At 52.0% G+C, this 22,517-nt stretch carries 19 protein-coding genes and 1 pseudogene; 14 read left to right on the forward strand and 6 right to left on the reverse strand.

Translation table 11 applies throughout. The features are described 5' to 3' along the window. Window positions 1-348 precede the first annotated feature (348 nt). Both PKO01S_RS11420 and gndA read left to right on the forward strand, forming a co-directional pair. Window positions 349-945 carry a hypothetical protein gene (locus PKO01S_RS11420; protein ID WP_127531470.1) on the forward strand — a complete coding sequence of 199 codons (597 nt, stop codon included), beginning with the start codon at window positions 349-351 and terminating at the stop codon, window positions 943-945. A 257-nt stretch (window positions 946-1,202) separates the two neighbouring features. Then, window positions 1,203-2,615: an NADP-dependent phosphogluconate dehydrogenase gene (gene gndA / locus PKO01S_RS11425; RefSeq protein WP_127531471.1), complete on the forward strand. Its 1,413-nt coding sequence runs from the start codon at window positions 1,203-1,205 to the stop codon at window positions 2,613-2,615. A 28-nt stretch (window positions 2,616-2,643) separates the two neighbouring features. Here gndA and PKO01S_RS11430 read toward each other — a convergent pair whose 3' ends face one another. Continuing rightward, entirely contained in the window at window positions 2,644-2,946 is a 303-nt protein-coding gene (locus PKO01S_RS11430) for a hypothetical protein (protein WP_127531472.1), read from the reverse strand. A gap of 121 nt (window positions 2,947-3,067) precedes the next feature. Between PKO01S_RS11430 and PKO01S_RS11435 the strand changes: the two genes are divergently transcribed. The 6 genes from PKO01S_RS11435 to ptsP all read left to right on the forward strand — a co-directional run bounded on the left by PKO01S_RS11435 (window position 3,068) and on the right by ptsP (window position 9,904). Then, a complete protein-coding gene (locus tag PKO01S_RS11435; RefSeq protein ID WP_127531473.1) occupies window positions 3,068-3,640 on the forward strand; it encodes a shikimate kinase in 573 nt (190 codons plus the stop codon). A gap of 16 nt (window positions 3,641-3,656) precedes the next feature. Beyond that, entirely contained in the window at window positions 3,657-4,949 is a 1,293-nt protein-coding gene (aroA, locus tag PKO01S_RS11440; protein WP_127531474.1) for a 3-phosphoshikimate 1-carboxyvinyltransferase, read from the forward strand. A gap of 108 nt (window positions 4,950-5,057) precedes the next feature. After that, window positions 5,058-5,492, forward strand: a complete 435-nt coding sequence (locus PKO01S_RS11445) for a CoA-binding protein (protein WP_127531475.1) — start codon at window positions 5,058-5,060, stop codon at window positions 5,490-5,492. Between the two features lie 87 nt (window positions 5,493-5,579). Beyond that, window positions 5,580-6,167 (forward strand): hypothetical protein, encoded by a 588-nt coding sequence (locus PKO01S_RS11450; RefSeq protein ID WP_127531476.1) that lies wholly within the window; start codon window positions 5,580-5,582, stop codon window positions 6,165-6,167. A gap of 117 nt (window positions 6,168-6,284) precedes the next feature. Further along, the gene (locus PKO01S_RS11455) at window positions 6,285-8,174 is read left to right on the forward strand and encodes a glucose PTS transporter subunit IIA (RefSeq protein ID WP_127531477.1); all 1,890 of its coding nucleotides are present in this window, start codon (window positions 6,285-6,287) and stop codon (window positions 8,172-8,174) included. Then, window positions 8,168-9,904: a phosphoenolpyruvate--protein phosphotransferase gene (ptsP, locus tag PKO01S_RS11460; RefSeq protein ID WP_127531478.1), complete on the forward strand. Its 1,737-nt coding sequence runs from the start codon at window positions 8,168-8,170 to the stop codon at window positions 9,902-9,904. The genes PKO01S_RS11455 and ptsP overlap by 7 nt, the downstream gene beginning before the upstream one ends. 79 nt (window positions 9,905-9,983) lie before the next feature. Here ptsP and PKO01S_RS11465 read toward each other — a convergent pair whose 3' ends face one another. Further along, window positions 9,984-10,517 carry a type 1 glutamine amidotransferase domain-containing protein gene (locus PKO01S_RS11465; RefSeq protein WP_127531479.1) on the reverse strand — a complete coding sequence of 178 codons (534 nt, stop codon included), beginning with the start codon at window positions 10,515-10,517 and terminating at the stop codon, window positions 9,984-9,986. A 62-nt stretch (window positions 10,518-10,579) separates the two neighbouring features. Here PKO01S_RS11465 and PKO01S_RS11470 point away from each other — a divergent pair, with 62 nt between their 5' ends. From PKO01S_RS11470 to PKO01S_RS11490, 5 genes are all read left to right on the forward strand, one after another. Then, window positions 10,580-11,032, forward strand: a complete 453-nt coding sequence (locus PKO01S_RS11470; RefSeq protein WP_127531480.1) for a VanZ family protein — start codon at window positions 10,580-10,582, stop codon at window positions 11,030-11,032. 117 nt (window positions 11,033-11,149) lie between these two features. Then, window positions 11,150-11,581 carry a hypothetical protein gene (locus PKO01S_RS11475; RefSeq protein WP_127531481.1) on the forward strand — a complete coding sequence of 144 codons (432 nt, stop codon included), beginning with the start codon at window positions 11,150-11,152 and terminating at the stop codon, window positions 11,579-11,581. A gap of 72 nt (window positions 11,582-11,653) precedes the next feature. After that, complete coding sequence (gene ytxJ / locus PKO01S_RS11480; RefSeq protein WP_127531482.1) at window positions 11,654-12,010, forward strand: bacillithiol system redox-active protein YtxJ; 357 nt, start codon at window positions 11,654-11,656, stop codon at window positions 12,008-12,010. Between the two features lie 69 nt (window positions 12,011-12,079). Next, window positions 12,080-13,087 (forward strand): catabolite control protein A, encoded by a 1,008-nt coding sequence (ccpA, locus tag PKO01S_RS11485; RefSeq protein WP_127531483.1) that lies wholly within the window; start codon window positions 12,080-12,082, stop codon window positions 13,085-13,087. Next, window positions 13,087-13,791 carry a 5'-methylthioadenosine/adenosylhomocysteine nucleosidase gene (locus PKO01S_RS11490; protein ID WP_127531484.1) on the forward strand — a complete coding sequence of 235 codons (705 nt, stop codon included), beginning with the start codon at window positions 13,087-13,089 and terminating at the stop codon, window positions 13,789-13,791. The genes ccpA and PKO01S_RS11490 overlap by 1 nt, the downstream gene beginning before the upstream one ends. Window positions 13,792-13,874: 83 nt before the next feature. Here PKO01S_RS11490 and PKO01S_RS11495 read toward each other — a convergent pair whose 3' ends face one another. Together PKO01S_RS11495 and PKO01S_RS11500 are read right to left on the reverse strand one after the other, a co-directional pair. Then, the gene (locus PKO01S_RS11495; RefSeq protein WP_127531485.1) at window positions 13,875-15,059 is read right to left on the reverse strand and encodes an acetoin utilization protein AcuC; all 1,185 of its coding nucleotides are present in this window, start codon (window positions 15,057-15,059) and stop codon (window positions 13,875-13,877) included. 65 nt (window positions 15,060-15,124) lie between these two features. After that, window positions 15,125-15,756: pseudogene (locus PKO01S_RS11500) on the reverse strand (GNAT family N-acetyltransferase). Window positions 15,757-15,965: 209 nt separating this feature from the next. Between PKO01S_RS11500 and acsA the strand changes: the two are divergent. Then, window positions 15,966-17,690, forward strand: a complete 1,725-nt coding sequence (gene acsA, locus PKO01S_RS11505) for an acetate--CoA ligase (RefSeq protein ID WP_127531486.1) — start codon at window positions 15,966-15,968, stop codon at window positions 17,688-17,690. Window positions 17,691-17,831: 141 nt separating this feature from the next. Here the strand turns inward: acsA and PKO01S_RS11510 are convergent, their stop codons facing one another. Then, window positions 17,832-20,951, reverse strand: coding sequence for a transglycosylase domain-containing protein (locus tag PKO01S_RS11510; RefSeq protein ID WP_127531487.1), 3,120 nt, complete (start codon window positions 20,949-20,951; stop codon window positions 17,832-17,834). A gap of 188 nt (window positions 20,952-21,139) precedes the next feature. Further along, window positions 21,140-22,501 carry a TrkH family potassium uptake protein gene (locus PKO01S_RS11515; RefSeq protein ID WP_127531488.1) on the reverse strand — a complete coding sequence of 454 codons (1,362 nt, stop codon included), beginning with the start codon at window positions 22,499-22,501 and terminating at the stop codon, window positions 21,140-21,142. Window positions 22,502-22,517 lie beyond the last annotated feature (16 nt).

Raw genomic sequence — 22,517 nt, forward strand, 5'->3', positions numbered from 1 at the left:
GCCGTTCATCGGCTGCTGCGCCTCTTCGCACCTATGGAATGAAAGCGCATAACCATGCGCTGCGACGCGGACGCGCAGAGCAAGAACTTTTTTTGCGGAACATGGATATTGAGCAGGGTATGGTGAATAGGATGACAATACCCCTCTTATTCAACAAGAACACATCGCAGCCGGCGCAGGAGGTCGATTTGTCTAACGGCCGGGACAAATCGGGCGCTCCAGCGTTCAAAAATAGTCAATAATCCAAGTTGCCAGAACATACGATGAAGTATAAACTAGATACAAGAAGTAATTGTCAGAACATTTCGATAACTGAACAATTACTGCCGAAGCAAGGGAGGGATTGCCGTGAATAAGAGCCACGAAGTTGAATATTGCAATTTGGAGCTGCGATTCGACCGCCGGCAAATCCAGAATCTCATTCGGGATCTTATCCAGGAAGGTTACTCATTGTATTGGAGCGAGACGGAATACCAATTTTTGATTTCGATCCGGACCGGACGCAAGCTCGTTAAGCTCCGGTTCCAGCGCATCAAGCAGCGTTACAAAATCGTCGGGGACTATCTGATCAAAGACGAAAAGTTGTCGGAGTTAATTGAAAAGTTGATTAACGACACTCGGGGACACGCAGTCGTCAAACGGATCAAAGATCGTCAAATCGTTATTGAGAACATTATGTTCGGTGAAATTATACGTTTAGTGGAGGTGTCCGGCATGGAACATCGGATTATTTATCAAAAAAAACCGTTCGTTACGATCGAAGAGATGATTCAGGCGTTCCAGTCGAAAAGGGCGGAGGAACGTGCAGCCGTCCTGCGCTACGAGCTCGATTACGAGCTGTCGGTACTATACGAAGCGTTGTCGAACCATGATGAGGAGACGATTCAGGCATCGAAGGAAAGACTCGTCGGATTAAGATCTGAAATGCTGCAGCTGGAGCTATAACCGGATTTAAAAAAGCCTGTACAAGGTGCATAGACAATGCGAATACAAGGACAGCATGAAGCGGGATTGGAACCTCACGCGAGGACCAATCCCGCTTAGTCATGTATAAGATATAACGTTTGCTTAATAGTATGATTAGAAAATGTAATGGTATGCGGCGATTTTTTCCTTGTCGATAGTTTTCATTAGAGGACAAAACGAGTACAATAAGAGGTATTGCGAACCATACTATGAGAGAAAAGGGATGGAAGAAACAGATGTCTAAACAACAAATTGGCGTAATTGGCCTTGCCGTCATGGGCAAAAACTTGGCCCTTAACATTGAGAGCAGAGGCTTTACGGTATCGGTTTACAACCGTTCCCGTGAGAAAACGGACGATCTGATGCAAGAAGCAGCCGGCAAGAATCTTGTGCCGACGTATTCGATCGAAGAGTTCGTTGCATCGCTTGAAGTTCCGCGCAAAATCCTGATCATGGTACAAGCTGGTGCGGGTACTGACGCAACGATCGACTCGCTCGTTCCGCATCTGTCGGAAGGCGACATTATCATCGACGGCGGCAACGCATATTTCCCTGACACACAACGCCGCAGCAAAGACCTCGAAGCTAAAGGCTTCCGCTTCATCGGTACAGGCGTATCCGGCGGCGAAGAAGGCGCGCTTAAAGGCCCGTCCATCATGCCAGGCGGACAAGAGTCGGCATACAAGCTTGTTGAGCCGATCCTGACGGCTATCTCGGCTAAAGTCGGCGGCGACGCTTGCTGCACATACATCGGTCCAGACGGTGCCGGCCACTATGTGAAGATGGTACATAACGGCATCGAGTACGGCGACATGCAGTTGATCTGCGAAGCGTACAACCTGCTCCAAACGGTGCTCGGTCTGGATGCGAAAGAACTTCATGAGATTTTCACGGAATGGAATAAAGGGGAATTGGACAGCTACCTCATCGAGATCACGGCTGACATCTTCTCGAAATATGACCCTGAGACGGGCAAACCGATGGTTGACGTCATTCTCGACTCGGCAGGCCAGAAGGGTACGGGCAAATGGACGAGCCAAAGCTCGCTCGACCTCGGAGTTCCGCTGTCGATTATTACGGAATCGGTATTCGCACGCTTCTTGTCGGCAATGAAAGAAGAGCGCGTTTCGGCAAGCAAGCTGCTCAAAGGGCCTAAGCCTGCTCCGTTCCAAGGCGATAAAGCGGCATTCATCGAGTCCGTTCGCAAAGCGCTGTTCGCGAGCAAAATTTGCTCCTACGCACAAGGCTTCGCGCAAATGCGCGCAGCATCGGACGAGTACGACTGGAACCTCCGTTACGGCGATATCGCGATGATTTTCCGCGGCGGCTGCATTATCCGTGCACGCTTCCTGCAAAACATCAAAGACGCATATGACCGCAACCCAGCGCTCAGCAACTTGCTGCTCGATCCGTATTTCCAAGAAATCGTCGAGTCGTATCAAGGCGCATGGCGCGAAGTTGTGGGAACGGCAGTTGCACAAGGCATTCCAGTGCCTTCGTTCGCAAGCGCGATCGCATACTTCGACAGCTACCGTACGGAGCGTCTTCCTGCGAACCTGCTGCAAGCACAGCGCGACTACTTCGGCGCTCACACGTTCAAGCGTGTGGACAAAGAAGGTTCGTTCCACCACAACTGGATGGGCAACTAATCGCTTAAGCGGATAGGGTTGTCCCCTGTTACAGGGAGACGACCCCATCCACCGCATCTTTGAGCCATCGGCGCAGACGGTCGACCTCATGGTCTCCGTGCTTGCGCTGGATAAGACTCATCGATGCTTCAGCGAACGAATGAAACATTTTGAGCAAATGTGGCTGCGACAGATCCAGCAATTTCGGATCTTCGTCAGCCACTTTCTTTTTAATATATTCGAGTATCCAGATGACATCTTCCCGGCAGAGCGGGTAGCTGTTGTCGAGCAACCGGTTGACTCGTACAGCTGCGAGGCTGCTCGGCAAATTCGTGGAATGGTTGCTGTGCATGATGATTCAGCTCCTTTCATGATTAGGCATTACTATCATCCTTACGGCAAAAGAAAGATTTTTATACCCGGCTGTACATAAAAAATGGTATGATAAGGCGGTATGCAAAAGGAGGATTCTTATGATTGAGCAACCAAATCCTCGTACGGATGCTGCGAAATCGGGTGCGGCGGGCAAGATTGTGCTGGTCGGATTTATGGGCACCGGCAAATCGACCGTGTCGAAGCTGCTGGCTGAACAACTGGGCTGGCGCAGAATCGATTCGGACGAGGAGATCGTCCATCGTTCCGGCAAGACGATACCTGAGCTGTTCGAACATGGCGGAGAGCAGCATTTCCGCGACATGGAGACGGATACGATTCGTGCTCTAATGGCATTGGACGAGCCGGCCGTTATCGCTACCGGAGGCGGCGCCGTACTTCGCGAGGGCAATCGTGCTATCATGCTGGAGCACGCATTCGTCGTTGCTCTGAAAGCGGATGAAGAGCATATCATTTCTCGCGTAGGGAACGATTCCAGCAGACCGCTTCTGCAAGGAGATGCTGCGGCGAACGTACGCCGTCTGCTCGAAGAACGCAGAACGGTATATGATTTCGCGACATGTATCGTCGATACGACCGGGCTGTCGCCTGAGGCGGTATGCGCTTCAATTATGCAGCAATGGAATGTAATTCATACCTCACCATTACAATAAAGGAGATTCAACGAATATGGATGTTATTGTAACGCCTACACCGAAACTGCAAGGCGATCTTCAAGCGCTTTCTTCCAAAAACTATACGACTCGTTACCTGTTGGTCGCAGCTCTGGCGGAAGGAACGAGCACTGTTTATTATCCGGCCCACAGCGAGGACAGCGATGCGATGCGCCGCTGCATTCGCGACCTTGGCGCTACGATCGAAGAAGACGACGAGAAGATCGTTATCACGGGCTTCGGCAACCATCCGAGCAACGTAAAGCAATTGGACGTCGGCAATGCAGGCGCCGTACTTCGTTTCCTGATGGCAATTGCTTCGCTGAGCCCGGAAGTGACGTTCATTAACCGCTATCCAGATTCGCTTGGCAAGCGTCCGCATGACGACTTGATCGATTCGCTCCAGCAGCTTGGCGCTACGATTGAGCACCGCGAAGGGAAGCTGCCGATTACGATTCGCGGCGGCAACTTGAAGGGCGGTAAAATTACGGTATCCGGCAACATCAGCTCGCAGTTTCTTAGCGCGCTTCTGTTCTTGACGCCATTGCTTGAAGAAGACAGCGAGATCGAAGTGCTGCACGATCTGAAGTCGAAGATCGTCATCGGCCAGACGCTCGAAGTTATTGAGCAGGCAGGCGTTGTTATCCATGCCAGCGAGGATCTGATGCACTACCGTATTCCAGGCCGCCAGAAGTATGAGGCGAAGACGTACCGCGTGCAAGGCGACTACCCGGGCTCGGCTGCCGTACTTGCAGCTGCGGCAGTAACGGAATCGGATGTGACGCTGCGCGGATTGTCCGAGACGAGCAAGCAAGGCGAGCGCGCGATCGTCGACGTGCTGCGCATGATGAATGTGCCTCTGACGCATGAGGACTCTGTCATCCGCATACAAGGCAACAAGCAACTGAAAGCTGTCGAGTTCGACGGCGACGCGGCGACGGATGCGGTGCTCGCCATGGTGGCAGCAGCTGTGTTCGCAGAAGGCACATCCCGTTTCTATAATGTAGAGAACTTGCGTTATAAGGAATGCGACCGCATCACGGACTATTTGAATGAACTCCGGAAAGCCGGCGCCAAAGTGGAAGAGCGTCAAGCTGAAATTATCGTCCACGGACGTCCGGAAGGCGTAGAGGGTGGTGTCGAGATCGATGCGCATTATGATCACCGCGTTATTATGGCGCTTACGATCGTCGGTCTGCGCTCCAAGCAGCCGATCCGGATTCGCGATGCGCACCATGTCGCAAAGTCGTACCCAATCTATTTCGACCATCTGAAGGCGCTTGGCGCGCAAGTGGAATGGGTCGAGTAGAAGCAGCGGGAGTATAAAAGACCGCATGTTCGGAAGAACCTAAACAAATCCCATTTGGACGGCGCTTAGCCGTCCTTCGGGCATTTTATGGTCAGGGAGGCATCTGCCGTGGCATATACGCATCCATCCAGAGATCAGCTCCGCGAGCTGCTGGAGCGCTCGAATACGATTGCAGTGGTTGGCTTATCCGATAAGCCGGATCGTACGTCTTATATGGTATCCGAAGCGATGCAAGCGAAAGGTTACCGCATTATTCCTGTCAATCCGAACGCGGAAACGATATTAGGCGAGAAAAGCTATGCGTCGCTTCGCGACATACCGGAACCGGTCGATATCGTGAATGTATTCCGTAGGAGTGAGCACACGCCTCCTGTCGCGGAGGAAGCCGTAGCGATTGGCGCCAAGGCGCTGTGGCTGCAGCTTGGCATAGCGAATGAAGAGGCGGCCGAGATCGCTGAGCAAGGCGGTTTGTTCGTCGTCATGGACCGTTGTATTAAGGTCGAGGATTCGATTTTGCTGCCAGGCGGAAAAGCCAAAAGTTGAGGGGATAAAATAAGAGGTCGTCTCCCACAATAAGAGAGGTTTCCGATCGGAAACTAAAACTTACCCGCAATGGAGGACGACTACGAAATGTATGCCAACAACCAGCAAGGCTCGCAGTTCCAATCGAATGCACAGCAACCGTTCCAGGGAAGCGGCGGATATGTCCAATCTCATTACCAAGGCCAATTGAGCCAACCGAGCTTCGGACAAGGAGGAATCATTCCATCGCCTCATCCGTTCGCATCCCAAGCGAGCCACTCGTACCAATCGGCACCAACCGGCTATCAGAACTTTACGCCGGCTTCGCAGTCGCTTGGTCCGGTCATTTCCCGCTTAGGCTGGCAAGCAGGTCCGGATCTGCATCAACAGGCGCAACATTATGCCCCATCGAATAATGCGTTTCATTCGAGCTCGTCTTTCTCGCAAGGGTACTCGTCCCAGCCAGTCATTTCGCATTACGGCTACCAAGCCGGACCTGATGCTCGCGGTCCTGTAAATAATGCTTTCCAGCAGCAAAGCAGCTTTAACAGCGGCTATCAACAGCATCAGCCGCAGCATAACGCAAGCTTCGGCTCGCTGACGAATCAGCATCCGGTGTATCAAGCGACACACGCTTATGAGCAAGCAGGTCCAGTCATCCAGCATTACGGCGGCTGGGAGTCGAACCACAGGTAACAACGTAAAGGGCTGTTCCCGGCGCCGCCGGGAGCAGCCCTCCTTATGCATGGCTTTGACAAAAGCATGTTCAGCGCTTACGATCTTACTAGATTAACGAGAGGAGGAAGCATCACAGTGAACGTGCTCGGAAGGCTGCAACAGCTAGGCAGATCGTTTATGCTGCCGATGATCGCGTTGCCCGCAGCATCGATATTTCTTAGCTTAAGCACGCTGCCATGGGAACGGATCGGTCTTGCGTCTATGGCCGATTATTTGTTGTTAGCCGGCCATTCGATCTTCACGTTTCTTCCTTATGTATTTGCTATCGGTGTCGCAATGGGGATGTCCGGCAACGCGGGAGCGGCCGGCATGGCTGCGCTTGTCGGCATGTTCATCTATACCGGCATTACAAAGTCGGGCAATGCCGACATCGAACCGACCGTATTGATCGGCGCGCTTATTGGACTCGTATCAGGGTTAAGCCACGAACGGTTCAAAAATATTAAGCTGCCGGAGTATATTCAGTTTTTCGGCGGTCCCAGATTCGTTCCATTGTTTGTTAGTTTCTTCTCAGTTATTTTCGCCTCGTTAATGGTCGGGGCTGCGCCGCATATCCAGAACGGGCTTATCGAGCTTGGCGTCATTGTCAATTCAGCCGGAGGCTTCGGCGTTTTTCTATACGGCTTCATTCACCGGATACTCGTTGTGTTCGGCTTGCATCATTTACTTAACCATGTGTTCTGGTTCCAGGTCGGCGGCTATACGGCACCTGACGGTACCGTATCTTACGGCGATTTGCCTAGATTCTTCGCAGGCGATCCGACAGCCGGCGCTTATATGGCTGGTTTGTATCCAACGATGATGTTCGCGCTGCCTGCTATTGCGTTGGCCATTATCCAGGAAGCGCGCGAAGATTTGAAGCCGAAAATTCGGCGCACGTTTCTAACGGCAGCGCTCGCTTCTTTCTTAACAGGAGTAACCGAGCCGGTCGAATTCGCTTTCTTGTTCGTCGCGCCATATTTGTTTGTTATACATGCGCTTATATCAGGCGTCATGATGTGGGTTACATACGAGCTCGGCATCCGGCACGGCTTCTCTTTCTCGGCAGGTGCTATCGACTATTTGCTTAATGAGCATTTGGCGACGCGCGGCTGGTTGATTATACCGATAGGCCTTGTATTCGGGTTGTTCTATTACGTGCTGTTCCGCTGGGCGATCCGACGGTTTCGTATCCCGACACCTGGCCGCGAGGAAGGCTCGCAGCTGGATGAATGGGCAGGCGATATCCCGTATCGGGCGCCTCTGATTCTGGAGGCAATCGGCGGTAAAGAAAATATCGTGCAGATGGAAGCCTGCATCACAAGATTGCGTATCAAAGTATCGAACGAGAAGATGCTTGATATTAACTCGCTTCGCAATCTCGGCGCCGCCGGCGTCATTCGGCTCGGCGGCGGCCATGTTCAGATCGTGTTCGGCACGTTCTCCGAGTTGATTAAGGAAGAGATGAACAAGGTCATCCGTACCGGCCAATCTCAAGTCCTGTTCTTCTCGCCGATGCAAGGGCGCATGATGCCGCTGGAGGAAGTGCCGGATCCGATATTCGCCGGCAAGCTCGTCGGTCAAGGCGTCGCATTCATGCCGGATAAGGGTGAACTGGTTTCGCCGGTCAAAGGCAAAATTATTCTTCTGTATCCGACGATGCATGCTATTGGCATCCGGACGGATGAAGGGCTTGAGGTGCTGCTTCATATCGGTATCGAAACTTCAAAGCTGACGGATAAAGGTTATTTCCATGCCGTCGTCAGCGAAGGCGATACGGTAATGCCGGGCCAGCTATTGATCCGGTTCGATCTCAACAGAGTCCGCAAAGCAAGCAAATCGCTCGCTACGCCGATGATTATTACAAATTCCGATATGGTCAAATCGTGGCGTTTCGCACCGTTCAAAGCGGTTAAGAAAGGTCAAGCTTCGGTAATGTCGGTCGTGTTAACAGAGAGAGAGGCTGGGGGGGAGAAACGATCATGAACGGAATAGGGGCATCGCCGGGCATTGCGATAGGCAAATCATTTGTTCTCCCGAACTGGGAGTGGGAATTGACAGACCAGAAAATTGACGTTGCGGACTTAGCGCGCGAATTTGACCGGCTTTATGAAGGAATCCGAACATCCAAGAACGAGATCGAGCAAATGAAGGATGAACTCCGGGAAGTTGTGGGCTCGGCGGAAAGCACCATTTTTGACGCTCATCTTGCGATACTGGATGATCCGGCATTCATGAACGAAATTCAAGGAATGATTCAACGCCAGTACAAAGCGGCCGAAGTGGCTGTGAAGGAAGCAATTGACCATTTTGTCGCGATGTTCGATCTGCTGGATGACGAATATATGAAGGAACGAGCGCTCGATATTAAGGATGTCGGCAACCGGCTGCTTAAACATTTGTTGGGTGCGCCTGAGATTACGTTGCCGTCCGATACGCAGCCGTTTATCCTCGTGGCGAAGGAACTGTCTCCTTCGCAGCTGGCGCATTTGAATCCGCAGCATGTGCTTGGCATCGTGACGTTATCCGGCAGCACGACATCGCACTCGGCAATCATGGCGCGTGCGCTGGGTATTCCGCTTGTCGTTGGGGTGGACGTCGAGCCTGAAGTGGCCGATGTCATTCCGATTCAGACCGGCGAGACGCTCATTATTGACGGGACGGATGGTATCATATGGATCGACCCGACCAGCGAACAGATCGATTCTTATTCGGAGTTGCAGCGGCGCGAGAAGGAAGCGAAACAGCGGCTCAAAGGGTTTGCCGATGTCGTGCCGGTCACGCCGGACGGCAAGGAGCTCGGTCTGGCTGCTAATATCAGCTCGCTCAAAGAACTTGAAGTTGCACTTGGAAGCGGCGCCCGCGGCGTCGGATTGTTCCGCACCGAGTTTCTATACATGGACAGAAGCCGGTTCCCGCGGGAGGACGAACAATTCGAGGTCTATAAGAGCGTTGCCGAGCGGCTGGCCGGCAAACCGCTCATTATTCGTACTCTCGATATCGGCGGCGATAAGCAGCTTGATTATTTCGAACTGCCGGAAGAGGATAATCCGTTCCTCGGCTATCGTGCGATACGGATCAGCCTTGACCGGACAGACTTGTTCAAGACACAACTGCGGGCCATCGTTCGTGCAAGCCATTATGGCAATGTGAAAATAATGTATCCGCTCATCTCCTCTGTCGAGGAAGTTCGCAGTGCGAACCGGTTGCTGAACGAAGTAAAGCAAGAACTGCGCGACGAAGGGCACTCGTTCAGCGACACCATTGAAACGGGAATCATGATCGAACTGCCGGCAGCGGTGCAAATCGCGGAACTGTTGGCAGAGGAGGTCGACTTCTTCAGTATTGGAACGAACGATCTCGTTCAGTTCACACTTGCGGTCGACCGAATGAATGAACAAATCTCGCATCTGTACGATCCGTTTCATCCTGCTATCTTGCGTATGCTGCGCATGACGGTCGAAGCCGCGAAGAAGAACGGCATCAAGATCGGCGTATGCGGGGAGATGGCAAGTGATTTGAGTGCATTGCCAATTTGGCTGGCGTTAGATGTCGATGAGCTCAGTATGTCGGGGCACGCGATATTGGAGCTGAAGGAACGGCTGCTTCTGACGACACAGCAGGATAGCATAGAATTGTTCGGCGAGTTGTTGCGGTGCAGCACGAGTACGGACATTCATGAGAAGCTTCGGGCGTTCGCTTCCGCAGTACATTAACTTTTGACCATAAAACAGCCGGCTGTCCGTTGTATGCTACAACGGGCCAGCCGGCTGATTGGCGCTCAGATGCGATGGGTTATTTCGTGTTACGCGAGCGCAGCGCTTCAACGAACGCTTGACCGTATTCAGGTAGATCGGGCGGTCTGCGCGCGGAGATGAGATTGCCGTCGACGACGACCGGTTCATCGAACCATGTTGCGCCGGCATTCTCCATATCGTCGCGAATGCCAGGCGTTGATGTAACTTGCCGGCCGTTTAAGATTTTGGCCGAAATAAGCACCCAGCCTGCGTGGCAAATTTGACCGATCGGTTTGTTCTGTTCGTTCAATTCGCGCACGATGTCCAGCACCTTCGGATATCGGCGGATTTTATCAGGAGCCCAGCCGCCGGGAACGAGCAGGCCGTCGATCGATGCGCTGTCCAGTTCATCGTACGACAGGTCGGCGACGGCAGGAACGCCGTATTTGCCGATATGCTGCTTGCCTTTGTCCGGTCCGGCGAACAAGACGGTTGCTCCTTCTTCACGTACGCGGTAGACCGGGTACCAGAGCTCTAAATCTTCGAACTCGTCATCGAGCAAACAAATGACCGTTTGATTATGCAGACTCATAAGGACAATCTCTCCATTCCATAATGTAGAACAAGCAATTCCATTGTAACGAAGGTGAAGTCATGAAGCAAACGACCAGCCGCGCCGCATACAGGCAGACTCGTCCGCAATCCTATTCGAATTATCGGATCATTCCGGCTATAATCGTTATGGCCGCGATTTTCATTTTGTCCGCTCAGCCGGGTAAAGAGTTGAATACCGTTTTTCTGCCCTGGTTTCAGAAATGGTTTCCTTCAATGGAAGGGTTCAATTGGGGCCATTATGCAGCCTACTTCGCTCTCGGCGTTGCATTCGATTATTATGCCGGGAGACGATCCGACCGAATTGCCGTCAAAGGCTGGATCATTATAGCTTGTATTATATATGGGCTGACGGATGAGATTCATCAACTGAGCGTCGAAGGGCGAATGTTCGATATGAATGATCTGCTGCATGATGCGATTGGAGCATCTACGGCAGTGCTGTTGTTAAGCATTCCGATTGTGCGCCGGCGCTGGAGACGGCTGATTGGATAGTAAAAATTACATCCTCTTAATAGAAGGATTTTATGCGAACGAAGTCGAAACAGTATCCGTTGCAAAAGTCGTAAAGACATGCAACTTACTGCCCTTCCGGCGAAGGAGTGACTTTTGTTGCAGAAGATATGTTCATGCGGACAGACGATGCGAATAAAGCTTCGTACTGTCATTTATTCAGGCAAAGTAGAAATTGATAACGTTCCCGTATATACTTGCAAAAAGTGCAGCCGAAGCGAGGTGTACCCTATCGTGAAGCCGGATTTGACTGGTTTGATCGGTAAGCTGGGTGCTCGTCCGGAGAAGCAAATTTTCAGGTTTAACGAATGGAACGAATGGGCAAATATTTTAGTAGAAGCGTGTAATACGACTAAGCAGCCTGATATGGCTGCCGTCGAACGGCTCAAGGCCGACCGGATCGATATGCTGCTTGATCTGTATTCGCTGGCAGAGAAGCTTGGTGATGGTGAATGGAAAGAGGACCTTTCGAAGCGATTGGCACAAATCAGCCATTCTGCCCATATACATAAAAGCGCTGTAGCTCCGTGAATATTACTATGTAAATAGGAGAGCCAATCCGATTGGCTTGTTTACACAATTTTTATGGAGGGGGATCATGTTATGGCATTTTATGAAACGCTAACTACGGTAGAACAATGGGAGGACGCATCGGCATCCTCCGCAGATCAGCCTTTGTTCGTTTTTAAACACAGCACACGCTGCTCGGTCAGTGCGGAAGCGATCGAGGCTTGGAACAAGTGGCTCGAGGACAACCAACAATCCGGCATTCGCCAGACGCTCGTCAAAGTGGTCGAGGACCGTCCAGTCTCGAATGCCATTGCAGAAGAGACAGGGGTTACGCATGCTTCTCCTCAGGCGCTGCTTATTGTAGGCGGGGAAGTAGTATGGAATACGTCCCATTGGCATATTACGTACGACTCCATAGAGGAACATCTTCGTGCGCATTGCGGAAAGTAAATTTTTGTCGTATCATTACGTTAACAATGATACGGTGCGATAAAAATTCGAAGCAATGGAGAGAAGAACGTGACGGTAACCATTTATGATGTAGCAAGAGAAGCAGGCGTGTCGATGGCGACAGTATCGAGGGTTGTGAATAATAACCCTAACGTTAAGCCTCAGACCCGTAAGAAAGTATACGAAGCAATTGAACGTCTCGGTTATCGTCCGAATGCTGTTGCCCGTGGTCTGGCCAGCAAGAAGACGACAACGGTTGGCGTTGTCATTCCCGATATATCCAATGCCATCTTCGCTGAAGTAGCGCGGGGTATCGAAGATATTGCTAATATGTATCATTATAATATTATTCTATGTAATGCCGATAAGCGCAAAGAGAAAGAAATCCGCGTCGTCAACACGCTTCTGGAGAAGCAAGTGGACGGCTTGCTGTTCATGGGCGGCGCTGTTACGGACGAGCATCTGCAAGCGTTTAAGACCGCGAATGTTCCTGTTGTGCTATGTGCAACAACGGACGAGCAGGGCTTGATTCCTTCGGTCGATATCAACCATGAAGAGGCGGCTTATGATGCCGTACGCACCCTCATTACTAGCGGCCATCGCCGCATTGCGATGATTAGCGGAACGTTGCAGGATCCTTCGAACGGATTTGCACGCTATCAAGGCTATAAGCGTGCACTGGAGGAAGCGGGAATTGCGGTATCCGAAGATTATGTCCGTACGGGCAATTACCGGTATGAATCGGGAGTTGACGCGGTCAAATACTTCTTGGATCTGCCGGAGCGCCCGACGGCCGTGTTCGCCGCAACGGACGAAATGGCGATTGGCGCCATTCACAGCATTCAAGATGCCGGCTTGAAAGTACCGGAGCATATTTCCGTCATTAGTGTTGATAACAGCCGGATGGCTTCCATGGTACGTCCTCAGCTCACGACAGTAGCCCAACCGATGTATGACATCGGAGCGGTGTCGATGCGCCTGTTGACGAAGCTGATGAAGAAGGAAGCAGTCGATCAGGCGAAAGTTATTTTGCCGCACGAAGTCATTACCCGCAATTCGGTAGGAGGCCCCGCTTAATGAATTACGGCACAATCGGCATTATCGGTGCGATGGTCGAGGAGATTGAACTGCTGCATCAGCATGTCGATGTCAAGGCGGAGAGCGTTAAAGCGGGCATCACCTACTATGAAGGTTTACTGTACGGCAAGAAAGTGATTTATTGCAAATCCGGTGTCGGCAAAGTGAATGCGGCTGTATGCACGCAACTGCTTGCCGGCATGGACGTAGATTGTATTCTATTTACAGGTGTTGCAGGCGCAGTCGATCCGGTGCTTCAGATCGGAGATATTGTCGTCTCTTCATCTTGTGTACAGCATGATATGGACGTTACGCCGCTTGGATTCGTACGCGGACAGATCCCGTTCCAAGACAATTGGGACTTTCAAGCGGATCCCATACTCGTTAAGCTGGCGCAAGACGCAGCGGAAGAGCTGTTCCCTGGCCGGAATCGGGTAGGCAAAGTGCTGTCAGGCGATCAGTTCATTGCAAGCCGTGAGTCGGTTAATCAGCTCTACGAGGAGCTTGGCGGCGCGTGTACAGAGATGGAAGGGGCTTCTGTGGCGCAAGTGTGCGACATGAACCGGATTCCGTTCGTCGTCATTCGTTCGATGTCGGACAAAGCCGACGGCTCTGCACATGTTAATTTTGCTGAGTTCACCGTTACCGCAGCGAATCATTCCTTTCGTATTGTTGATCACATCATTCGTCATATGGTTCAATAAGACAAGGCGGTTAACACGACCTTGAATAAACCAAAGAAGGACAGCCACTCTAACGAGGGGCTGTCCTTTTCTTGTATGTAAAGCTATTGATGCAGCACGCGGCTGCACGTTTGTTCGTTCGTCTCCCGTATGGCGCTTCGTCTTGGCATCGGTGTCCATTCGTCCGTCGAATCGAGCCAATGAACGGGAAGCTCATCTACGCCTCCTGCTGCGTTCGACCATGCGGCCGTCCAATCAGCGGGCAGCGGGACTGGAGCGGCTTCTGGAGCCGTCTGAGCAACAATCGGGTTGTTCGTTAAAGCAAGCCAAACGTACGACCAGGCACGCGGCACGACTCTCCAAATGTCATATCCGCCGCCGCCAAGCGCAACCCATCGACCCTCTGTATAACGATCGGCGAGATCGCGAATGATGAGCGGCATTTCGCGATAGATACGCATGCTGCAATGCATATGAGAGAGAGGATCTAGAGCATGCGCATCGCAGCCGTGCTGACTGACGATCAGATCAGGTTTGAACATGCGCGCTGCAGCCTCTACGGTTGTACGGAAGCTGTGAAGCCACGAATCGTCCTCTGTGTAAGGTTCAAGCGGCACGTTCATGCATGCGCCTACCCCGGCATCGACACCGCGCTCGTGAACGAACCCAGTTCCAGGGAACAAAAATTTGCCCGTTTCATGGATCGAATACGTAAATACGGAGTCGTCGTCGTAGAATACCCATTGGACGCCGTCCCCGTGATGCACGTCGGTATCGATATACATGATCCGTGCTCCATATTTGCGTTGGATACGGCGGATAGCGACGGCTGCATCGTTGTAGATGCAAAATCCGGCACCCCGATGCGGGAAAGCGTGGTGGAGACCGCCCGCCATATGAAAGGCGCGAGTCGCTTGACCGCTCATAACGGTTTCGGCCGCGTAGACAGACCCGCCTACAATGGCAGCTGTAGCGTCATGCATGCCTTGGAAATAGGGTGTATCGTCATCGGACAAACCGAATGCATCGGCTAGTGCGGCAGCATCGGCGACGGGCTTTGCTTCGCTTAATTGCCGTACGGTACGAACATAGTCCTCACGGTGAACGGTCATAATTGTCTGTTCATCCGCGATAGTAGGTACAACGATTTGATCCTTATTCAGTGCGCCGCATCGAATAAGCAGGTCGATGGAAGACTGTAGCCGAATCGGATTGAAGGGGTGGTGTTCATGAAACTTGTATAGCTCGGAACCGGGATGATGGATGAATACGGCGTTTGCCGTCGTCATGAGGACGAAACCCCTTTCTGCCGCTCAAAGCGGTTGAAACGAACAATAGGATGATATAACGTGTTTTAGTACATGAACCGTTGACGAAACCGGACTCGGTCGAACTTCTCGACGGATGACAGCGGCACTTCGGGCCGACCCGTACCATTAAACAATTGGCGGGATGCGAGCAAATTTCGGGATCGTCTGTGGCGAACCATACCATGCCAATCGATTGCATGACACGCTCCATCATGTTGCGGTATTCCCATACGCTAAGCTTCATGCCTTCAAGATCCCAATGCCAGTAATATTCGGTCGTGTATACGATCATCCTGTCCAATTGGCCGTCTGCGAAAGCCGTTTGTATCATGTGCTTGCCGATCCCGCCTGAGCGGTATTCAGAAGCTACCTCGACAGCGCCTAGCTCGATCAAATCGTCCATACCGGCATCCGACCAACGTTCTAGCTCGTCTGGATAGTGGAATGTGACGTAACCGACGATCATATCGCCGTCCCGGCATACAATAATTCGGCCTTCCGGAAGGTCGGCGATTTCAATTAATGCTTCCAATTGGTCGGCAGGCCGGCGAAAGGCGTGCAGTCCAGGATGCATCTGCAAAGTACGTAAACGGTCAGGAGAAACAGGACCTTCTATAACGAGTTCATGATTATTCAGCGTAACGGTCATCCGTTGATGCCGCTTAAAATGCTCCAACATGTCACCCTCTTCATTCGTGATGTATCGGCGTGTGTGCACCCCTGAACAAGTACTGCTACTACACTTATAGCAAAATTGCATTGTTTTGAAAAGGATAGTCTAGCTCTTGCATCTATGCTATAATAGCCTACGTGAAATGAAAACGCATACTTATAACCGGTTTGTCTTTCAATTCGGATAGCCTAGATGGGGAGATGATATACCATATGATCAACTTACATCAAGAACGAATTCCGGCAACAACGAGCCGCTCTAATATAGGTAACTATGAAACGGCACGCGAGCAATTTGATTGGAAGCAAGTGGAAGAACGGTTTACTTGGCATGAAACAGGACAGGTTAATATGGCCTATGAGGCAATTGACCGTCATGTGCAAGAAGGCAAGGGAAGCAAAGTTGCGTTACATTACAGCGATGCGGCTAGAGATGAGAGCTGGACGTATGAACAGCTCAGCGTACACTCCAATCGGTTCGCCAACGTTCTCCGGAAGCATGGCGTAGGGAAGGGCGACCGTGTATTTATTTTCATGCCGCGTACGCCGGAGCTCTATGTCAGCCTGCTGGGCACGTTGAAGGTTGGTGCCGTTGTCGGCCCGCTGTTCGAAGCTTTCATGGAAACGGCTGTGAAAGACCGCTTGCTGGACAGCGGCGCGAAAGCGATCGTAACGACGCCTTCGCTGCTGGGTCGGATCAAGCGTGATGAGCTGCCGGAATTGGAGCACATCATCGTGTTTGGCGAGACGGATCAACTGGGCAATGGAATCGTCAGCTACGAACAGGAGATGAGCACAGCTTCCGATGAAGCGGCGATTGAATGGCTCGGACGGGAAGATGGACTTATTCTTCATTACACGTCCGGTTCGACGGGCAAGCCGAAAGGCGTATTCCATGTACAGAATGCAATGCTGCAGCATTATTATACAGGCAAGGTCGTTCTAGACCTTCGCGAGGACGATATTTACTGGTGTACGGCCGACCCAGGTTGGGTAACAGGTACATCATACGGTATATTCGCTCCATGGCTGAACGGCGCGACGAACGTTATCCGGGGCGGACGCTTCAGTCCGCAGGATTGGTACGGCACGATTCAGCGTTATGGCGTAACGGTATGGTACAGCGCGCCAACCGCATTCCGCATGCTGATGGGTGCAGGGGACGATGTAGCGTCCGGCTTCGACTTGTCGAGCTTACGCCACGTACTGAGCGTAGGAGAGCCGCTCAACCCTGAGGTCGTCCGTTGGGGGCTGAAAACGTACAATCAACGTATTCACGATACGTGGTGGATGACGGAAACAGGCGGCCAGCTCATCTGTAACTATCCATCTATGGATATTAAGCCTGGTTCGATGGGCAAGCCTATCCCTGGCGTACGAGCTGCGATTATCGATGATCAAGGCAATGAGCTGCCGCCTTACCGGATGGGCAACCTGGCGGTTGCAACGCCATGGCCGTCGATGATGCGCCGCGTTTGGAACAACGAAGCAAAATACGAAGAGTATTTCCGTATTAACGGCTGGTACATTTCCGGCGACTCGGCTTATATGGATGAGGACGGCTATTTCTGGTTCCAAGGCCGGATCGACGACGTTATCAACACGTCCGGCGAGCGGGTAGGACCATTCGAGGTTGAGAGCAAGCTGGTCGAGCATCCTGCTGTTGCAGAAGCGGGCGTAATCGGCAAGCCGGATCCGCTTCGCGGCGAAATTATTAAAGCGTTCATCGCGCTCCGTGAAGGATTTGTCCCTTCTGACGAGCTGAAGGACGATATCGCGAAATTCGTCAAAGTGGGACTGTCTGCGCATGCAGCGCCGCGCGAGATCGAGTTCAAGGATAAGCTGCCTAAGACGCGCAGCGGCAAGATTATGCGCCGCGTTCTGAAAGCTTGGGAACTGAATTTGCCAACTGGCGACTTGTCAACAATCGAGGATTAAAGAAATAGGGATTGGTTTGAAGCTTCCGTTACAACGGGCTTCAGGCTAATCCCTTTTTAATTTGTTAGGTAACGAAGAAGAGCGATCCGGCAGCGGCGTTATACCGCTGTGGATCGCTCTTTTGTTGCTGTATGACTAACGTTAACCGGAATACTCCACCGATGTTGCTAACGACTCGCCATGATCGTTCTGTGCCCGTACTTGATACGTGCCTTTCGTGAGAAGCGCTACGTATTCGAAGTGTGCCTCTGTAGAGGAACCGAGCTTTACGTAATTGCCGCTGCTATCAGCACTGTAATAGACGTTGTACTGCGTAACTTGATCGGATACGGGGTTCAGGCTCCATGTCAGCTGAACGCCGAGTCCCGTCGATTCGATCTTCACATCTGCAGGAGCGGTTGGCTCCGCAGCAGGTGCGTCGGTTGTTCCATCGTTGCCTCCGGCGGCTGGATCGGTTGGAAGGCCTGTATTCGGATCGATAACGGATCCGGTGCCGTTATCGGTTGTCGAGCTGCCGCCTGCAGGCGGTGTCGAGCTGTTATTCCCGACGGTCCGGCTTGGCGAAGATTCATGTCCAGTGACATCAACAGCTGTAATGTAATAGCTGCCCCCGTTGGCAACTGTAATTTTGAACACGGTCGGTTCTCCTACAAGAATCGTCGAACCTGACGGAACGAACGAACCCGATGCATCAGAGCGGTAAAGCCTGTAGCCGACGACGTCTTTCTCCGGATTAGGGTTGAACGTAATCTTAGACTCCGAAGCACTTATCGGATTCATCCTAACGTTGACCGGCGTTCCAGGCGCGCTGCCGTCATCGATACGCGGATCGACGAGCGAAGGCGCGTTGTTGTTCGCATCCGCAGGCAGGAAGAAGCTGATCGGTCTGCGGTTCTCGGCAGGCAGTGCCGCTTGAGCGGTCTCGATTTCTTGCATAAGCTGGTCTAGCGGCTTCTCGCGTTTCACGACGATTTGTTCGCGGACCATGTCTGCAGGCGTTGCTTCGTTCGGAATATAATTGACGCCGTTATACGGAATGAATGCCATGTTTACGAGCGCATCATCCGGTTCCTTCGGCAAATACTTTTTGTTGAACCAATCGGTTACGAGCTTGCCGGCTTGCTTCGTCAGATCGGTCGGCAGCTTGCCGCTTACGCTTGATACGGTTGCTCTGACGATGCCGTCCGGCTGCGACCATTCCCTAGTCGGGAACAGCTCCGGTTTTGCGTCGGTTACTTCGTTCATAATCTTCGCCCAGATCGAACGGGCGCGCGTACGGCCGTCCTTCGACAGAGTATGTATCGATTTCTCGTAACCAGCCCATACACCGAGCGTTATATCCGGCGTAAAGCCCATAAACCAAACGTCGCCATAATCGCTCGTCGAGCCAGTTTTGCCGGCGACCGGAACTTTACCATAGTTCTTGAAGTTCGACATAATCGAATGTCCTGTACCGTTCGGGTCGGAAATAACGGTACGCAGCATATCAGTCATGAGGAACGCCGTCTGTTCGGAGTAGACACGTTTCGGCTGTGCTTTATGCTCATAGATAACTTTGCCGGTCGCATCCGTAATTTTCGAAATCATGTAAGCATCGTTGAACACGCCATTGTTCGGAATCGAACCATATGCGTTCGTAAGCTCCTCGACGGTCACGCCTTTGCTTAGACCGCCGATAACGCCAGTCTGCGCATAATCGTCTTCCGGCTGAAGCGTCGTGATGCCGAGCGAGCGGGCGAATTTCCATGCATTGTCGATCTTGACTTCGTTCAAGAACAGCTTCAGAGCTGGAAGGTTAAGCGAGCGGTTCAACGCTTCCCGCGCCGTGACGAGACCGAGATACCGGTCGTTCGAGTTCTTCGGTATATGGAACCCTTTCTGGCCGTCCTTGAGCACAATCGGCGAGTCGTCCAGCACGCCGCCAGGTTGAATATAGCCTTGTTCAAGGGCTGGCAAGTAAGCGGCGATCGGTTTCATCGTCGAGCCTGGTTGACGCGCCATCTGCGTGGCGAAGTTCATCTGCTCCTCGTAGAAGTCGCGGCCTTCGAGCATACCTAGTATCGCACCGGTCTTATGATCGATCATAATCGAGGCAATCTGCTCTATGCCTTTCTCCTTGCTGTCCGGAGCGAAGTTGTCCGGATTCTCGCCGACTTCATGCATGAGATTGTATATCTTCTTATCGATCGTCGTGTAGATCCGGTATCCGCCGCGCTGCAGTTGGTCGCGTGCTTCTTCCAGCATGGTCGGACTTGCGGCGATTTCCTTCTCCGTCAAATCTGGATTCTCCTGCATGAGCAGGATGGTTGCAGCCTGCCGCTCCGATTCCAGCATGAGGTAAGGGAACGTAGTGTAGGCTTTCTTCGCTGGCAGAGCCATGGAAGAACGGATATCGAAGCCAAGTGCTTCGTCATATTGGGCTTGCGTAATACGGCCCTTGTTCAGCATATAAGAAAGGACGTTATGCTGCCGTTCAATGGCTAATTTCAGACCTTTCTCATTCCATTCGCCTTTGCCTGTGTAAGCAGTATAAGCCGAAGGGCGCTGCGGCAAGCCTGCCAAGTAAGCCGCCTGCGCGATGTTCAGTTGATTCAGATCGTTCACGTTGAAGATCCCTTTGGCTGCAGCTTTAATGCCGTACAGGTTATACCCGCTGGAGCCGTTGCCAAACGGTACTTTGTTCAAATAAGCGGCAAGAATTTCGTCCTTCGTCAAGAAGCGTTCCATCCGGATGGCAAGGAAGATTTCTTTCACTTTCCGGCTGTCGGTCTTGTCGAGGCTTAGAAACATCCGTCTTGCAATTTGTTGGGTGAGCGTACTGCCGCCGGTCTGCGTATCGTTGTTCATCACTTTCTGCAGCACCGCGCGGGCCGTACCTTTCATATCGATACCGAAATGCTCGTAGAAGTTATTGTCTTCTGTCGCGAGCACTGCGTCGATCACTTGTTTAGGCACGTCTTTCAATTCGACAAGCCGGCGGTCTTCCTGCGTGCGGAGTTGACCGATAGGCGTTACGTTATCATTGAAATAGACAAATCCGGTTTCTGAGTTTTCTCCGATTTTCTCTTCGATTAATGCCCGCGGCCGCACAGGCTCGTCCTTTACAAGGGAAGCGACGTACCCGGCAGCAATGCCCCCAGCGAATAAACCGATCATTAGGCCGAAAATAAACATCCATTTGAATGTAATCCACATGACGACCCCAAACGTTCGCCATTTGCTGTGTGACGCGGGTGATGGTGACTTCTGCCCTTCTGCCATAAAAGCCAATTCCTCCTCCGATTAACAGAACTATTATAGCATATCTCGATCCCTGTAGGCACATTTTCATGGCTTCTGTTGCCATATTGCACGTACTAGACATGCCTGCTGCAGCTGTCGAAATTTCAGCGATTCAGCAAGAAATAAGCCGCCCGGACCAGGTCCGTAGCGGCTTGTACAGCAGGTTGTTATCCGATCGTAATGCGGCCCTCCGGCCGCCGGAACTTCTCTTTCTCCGGTTGGCTAGTCAGGGCGAAAGCAAGCGTAACAGGTCCTAGTCGTCCGACAAACATAAGAATGATAATGAATATTTTGCCGAACGAAGTAAATCCGCCGGAAAGACCGGTGGACATGCCGGTTGTTGCGAATGCGGACGTTACCTCGAACAGAATGGAAAGGAATGGTCCGTTCTCCGTCGTTGCCAGTATCATCGTTGCGATGACGATGAGGAAGAACGAGAGCAACGTGAACGTAATCGCCTTGTGGATACGCTCTTGATCAAGCCGGAAGCGGAACAGTACGACATCCTGCCGTCCGCGGATCATTGCCGTAACGGCGCCGTACAGCACCGCAAGCGTCGTCACTTTAATGCCTCCGCCGGTCGAGCCTGGCGCCGAGCCGACGAACATCAGCAGGACGATCACGAATTGCGTTGCCTGCCTAAGCGAAGCGGTATCAACCGTGCTGACGCCAGCCGAACGGGAGCTGACCGATTGCAGCAGGGATCCAAATATTTTGTCCACTAGAGACAGCGGCTGCATCGTCTGCGAGTTCGTATATTCGAAGATGAAGATGATGACAGCGCCAAGGACGATCAGTATGCCGGACGTGGTAAGAACGACCTTCGAGTGCAGCGTCAGCCTCTTGTTCTGGCGGTATGTAATAAGGTCCGATATGACGATAAAGCCCAGGCCGCCGAAAATGATAAGCAGCATCGATACGATATTAATGAGCGGGTCCCGGACATAATGCATCAAGCTGGCTGCCCGGTCTGGAAACATTCCGAACAGGTCGAAGCCGGCATTGTTGAAGATGGATACGCTGTGGAAGATGCCGAAGTAAATCGCTTGAAGCGGCGGCATTTCAGTCATGAAGCGGGCTGTAAACAGCAAGGCGCCGAAGCTCTCGATGACGAGCGAGTAGAGGATGACTTTCTTGATCAGCGGTACGATTCCTTCAAGTGTCGATTGGTTTAATGCTTCTTGCAAAATAAGCCGTTCGCGAAATGAGATTCTGCGGCGGAAAACAATGGCGATTAGGCTGGCCATCGTCGTAAAGCCGAGTCCGCCGATTTGGATGAGCAGCATCAGCGTGATTTGTCCGAACATCGTCATATCCGCTCCGACATTGAGTACGGACAAGCCTGTCACACAGACGGCTGACGTCGACATGAAGAGGGCGTTCGGATAAGACAAGTGGTGTCCGTTTGTATTCGCCGCAGGCGATGCGAGCAAGAAGGACCCGATCAGAATGATAACGACAAAGCCGATTGCAAGAAATTGCGGCGGCGTCGGGTGAAACGATTTCTTGTTTTTCGCGTAATTCAACATGGATTCCATCTCCAAG

The sequence above is a fragment of the Paenibacillus kobensis NBRC 15729 genome, from assembly GCF_004000825.1.
Classification (GTDB): domain Bacteria; phylum Bacillota; class Bacilli; order Paenibacillales; family Paenibacillaceae; genus Paenibacillus_T; species Paenibacillus_T kobensis.

Bases quoted from the DNA above. Each gene is read 5' to 3' on its own strand.
- gndA (WP_127531471.1), top strand. From the start codon at position 1,203: ATGTCTAAACAACAAATTGGCGTAATTGGCCTTGCCGTCATGGGCAAA.
- PKO01S_RS11430 (WP_127531472.1), bottom strand. From the start codon at position 2,946: ATGCACAGCAACCATTCCACGAATTTGCCGAGCAGCCTCGCAGCTGTA.
- PKO01S_RS11435 (WP_127531473.1), top strand. From the start codon at position 3,068: ATGATTGAGCAACCAAATCCTCGTACGGATGCTGCGAAATCGGGTGCG.
- aroA (WP_127531474.1), top strand. From the start codon at position 3,657: ATGGATGTTATTGTAACGCCTACACCGAAACTGCAAGGCGATCTTCAA.
- PKO01S_RS11450 (WP_127531476.1), top strand. From the start codon at position 5,580: ATGTATGCCAACAACCAGCAAGGCTCGCAGTTCCAATCGAATGCACAG.
- PKO01S_RS11465 (WP_127531479.1), bottom strand. From the start codon at position 10,517: ATGAGTCTGCATAATCAAACGGTCATTTGTTTGCTCGATGACGAGTTC.
- PKO01S_RS11470 (WP_127531480.1), top strand. From the start codon at position 10,580: ATGAAGCAAACGACCAGCCGCGCCGCATACAGGCAGACTCGTCCGCAA.
- ytxJ (WP_127531482.1), top strand. From the start codon at position 11,654: ATGGCATTTTATGAAACGCTAACTACGGTAGAACAATGGGAGGACGCA.
- PKO01S_RS11490 (WP_127531484.1), top strand. From the start codon at position 13,087: ATGAATTACGGCACAATCGGCATTATCGGTGCGATGGTCGAGGAGATT.
- PKO01S_RS11495 (WP_127531485.1), bottom strand. From the start codon at position 15,059: ATGACGACGGCAAACGCCGTATTCATCCATCATCCCGGTTCCGAGCTA.
- acsA (WP_127531486.1), top strand. From the start codon at position 15,966: ATGATCAACTTACATCAAGAACGAATTCCGGCAACAACGAGCCGCTCT.
- PKO01S_RS11510 (WP_127531487.1), bottom strand. From the start codon at position 20,951: ATGGCAGAAGGGCAGAAGTCACCATCACCCGCGTCACACAGCAAATGG.
- PKO01S_RS11515 (WP_127531488.1), bottom strand. From the start codon at position 22,501: ATGTTGAATTACGCGAAAAACAAGAAATCGTTTCACCCGACGCCGCCG.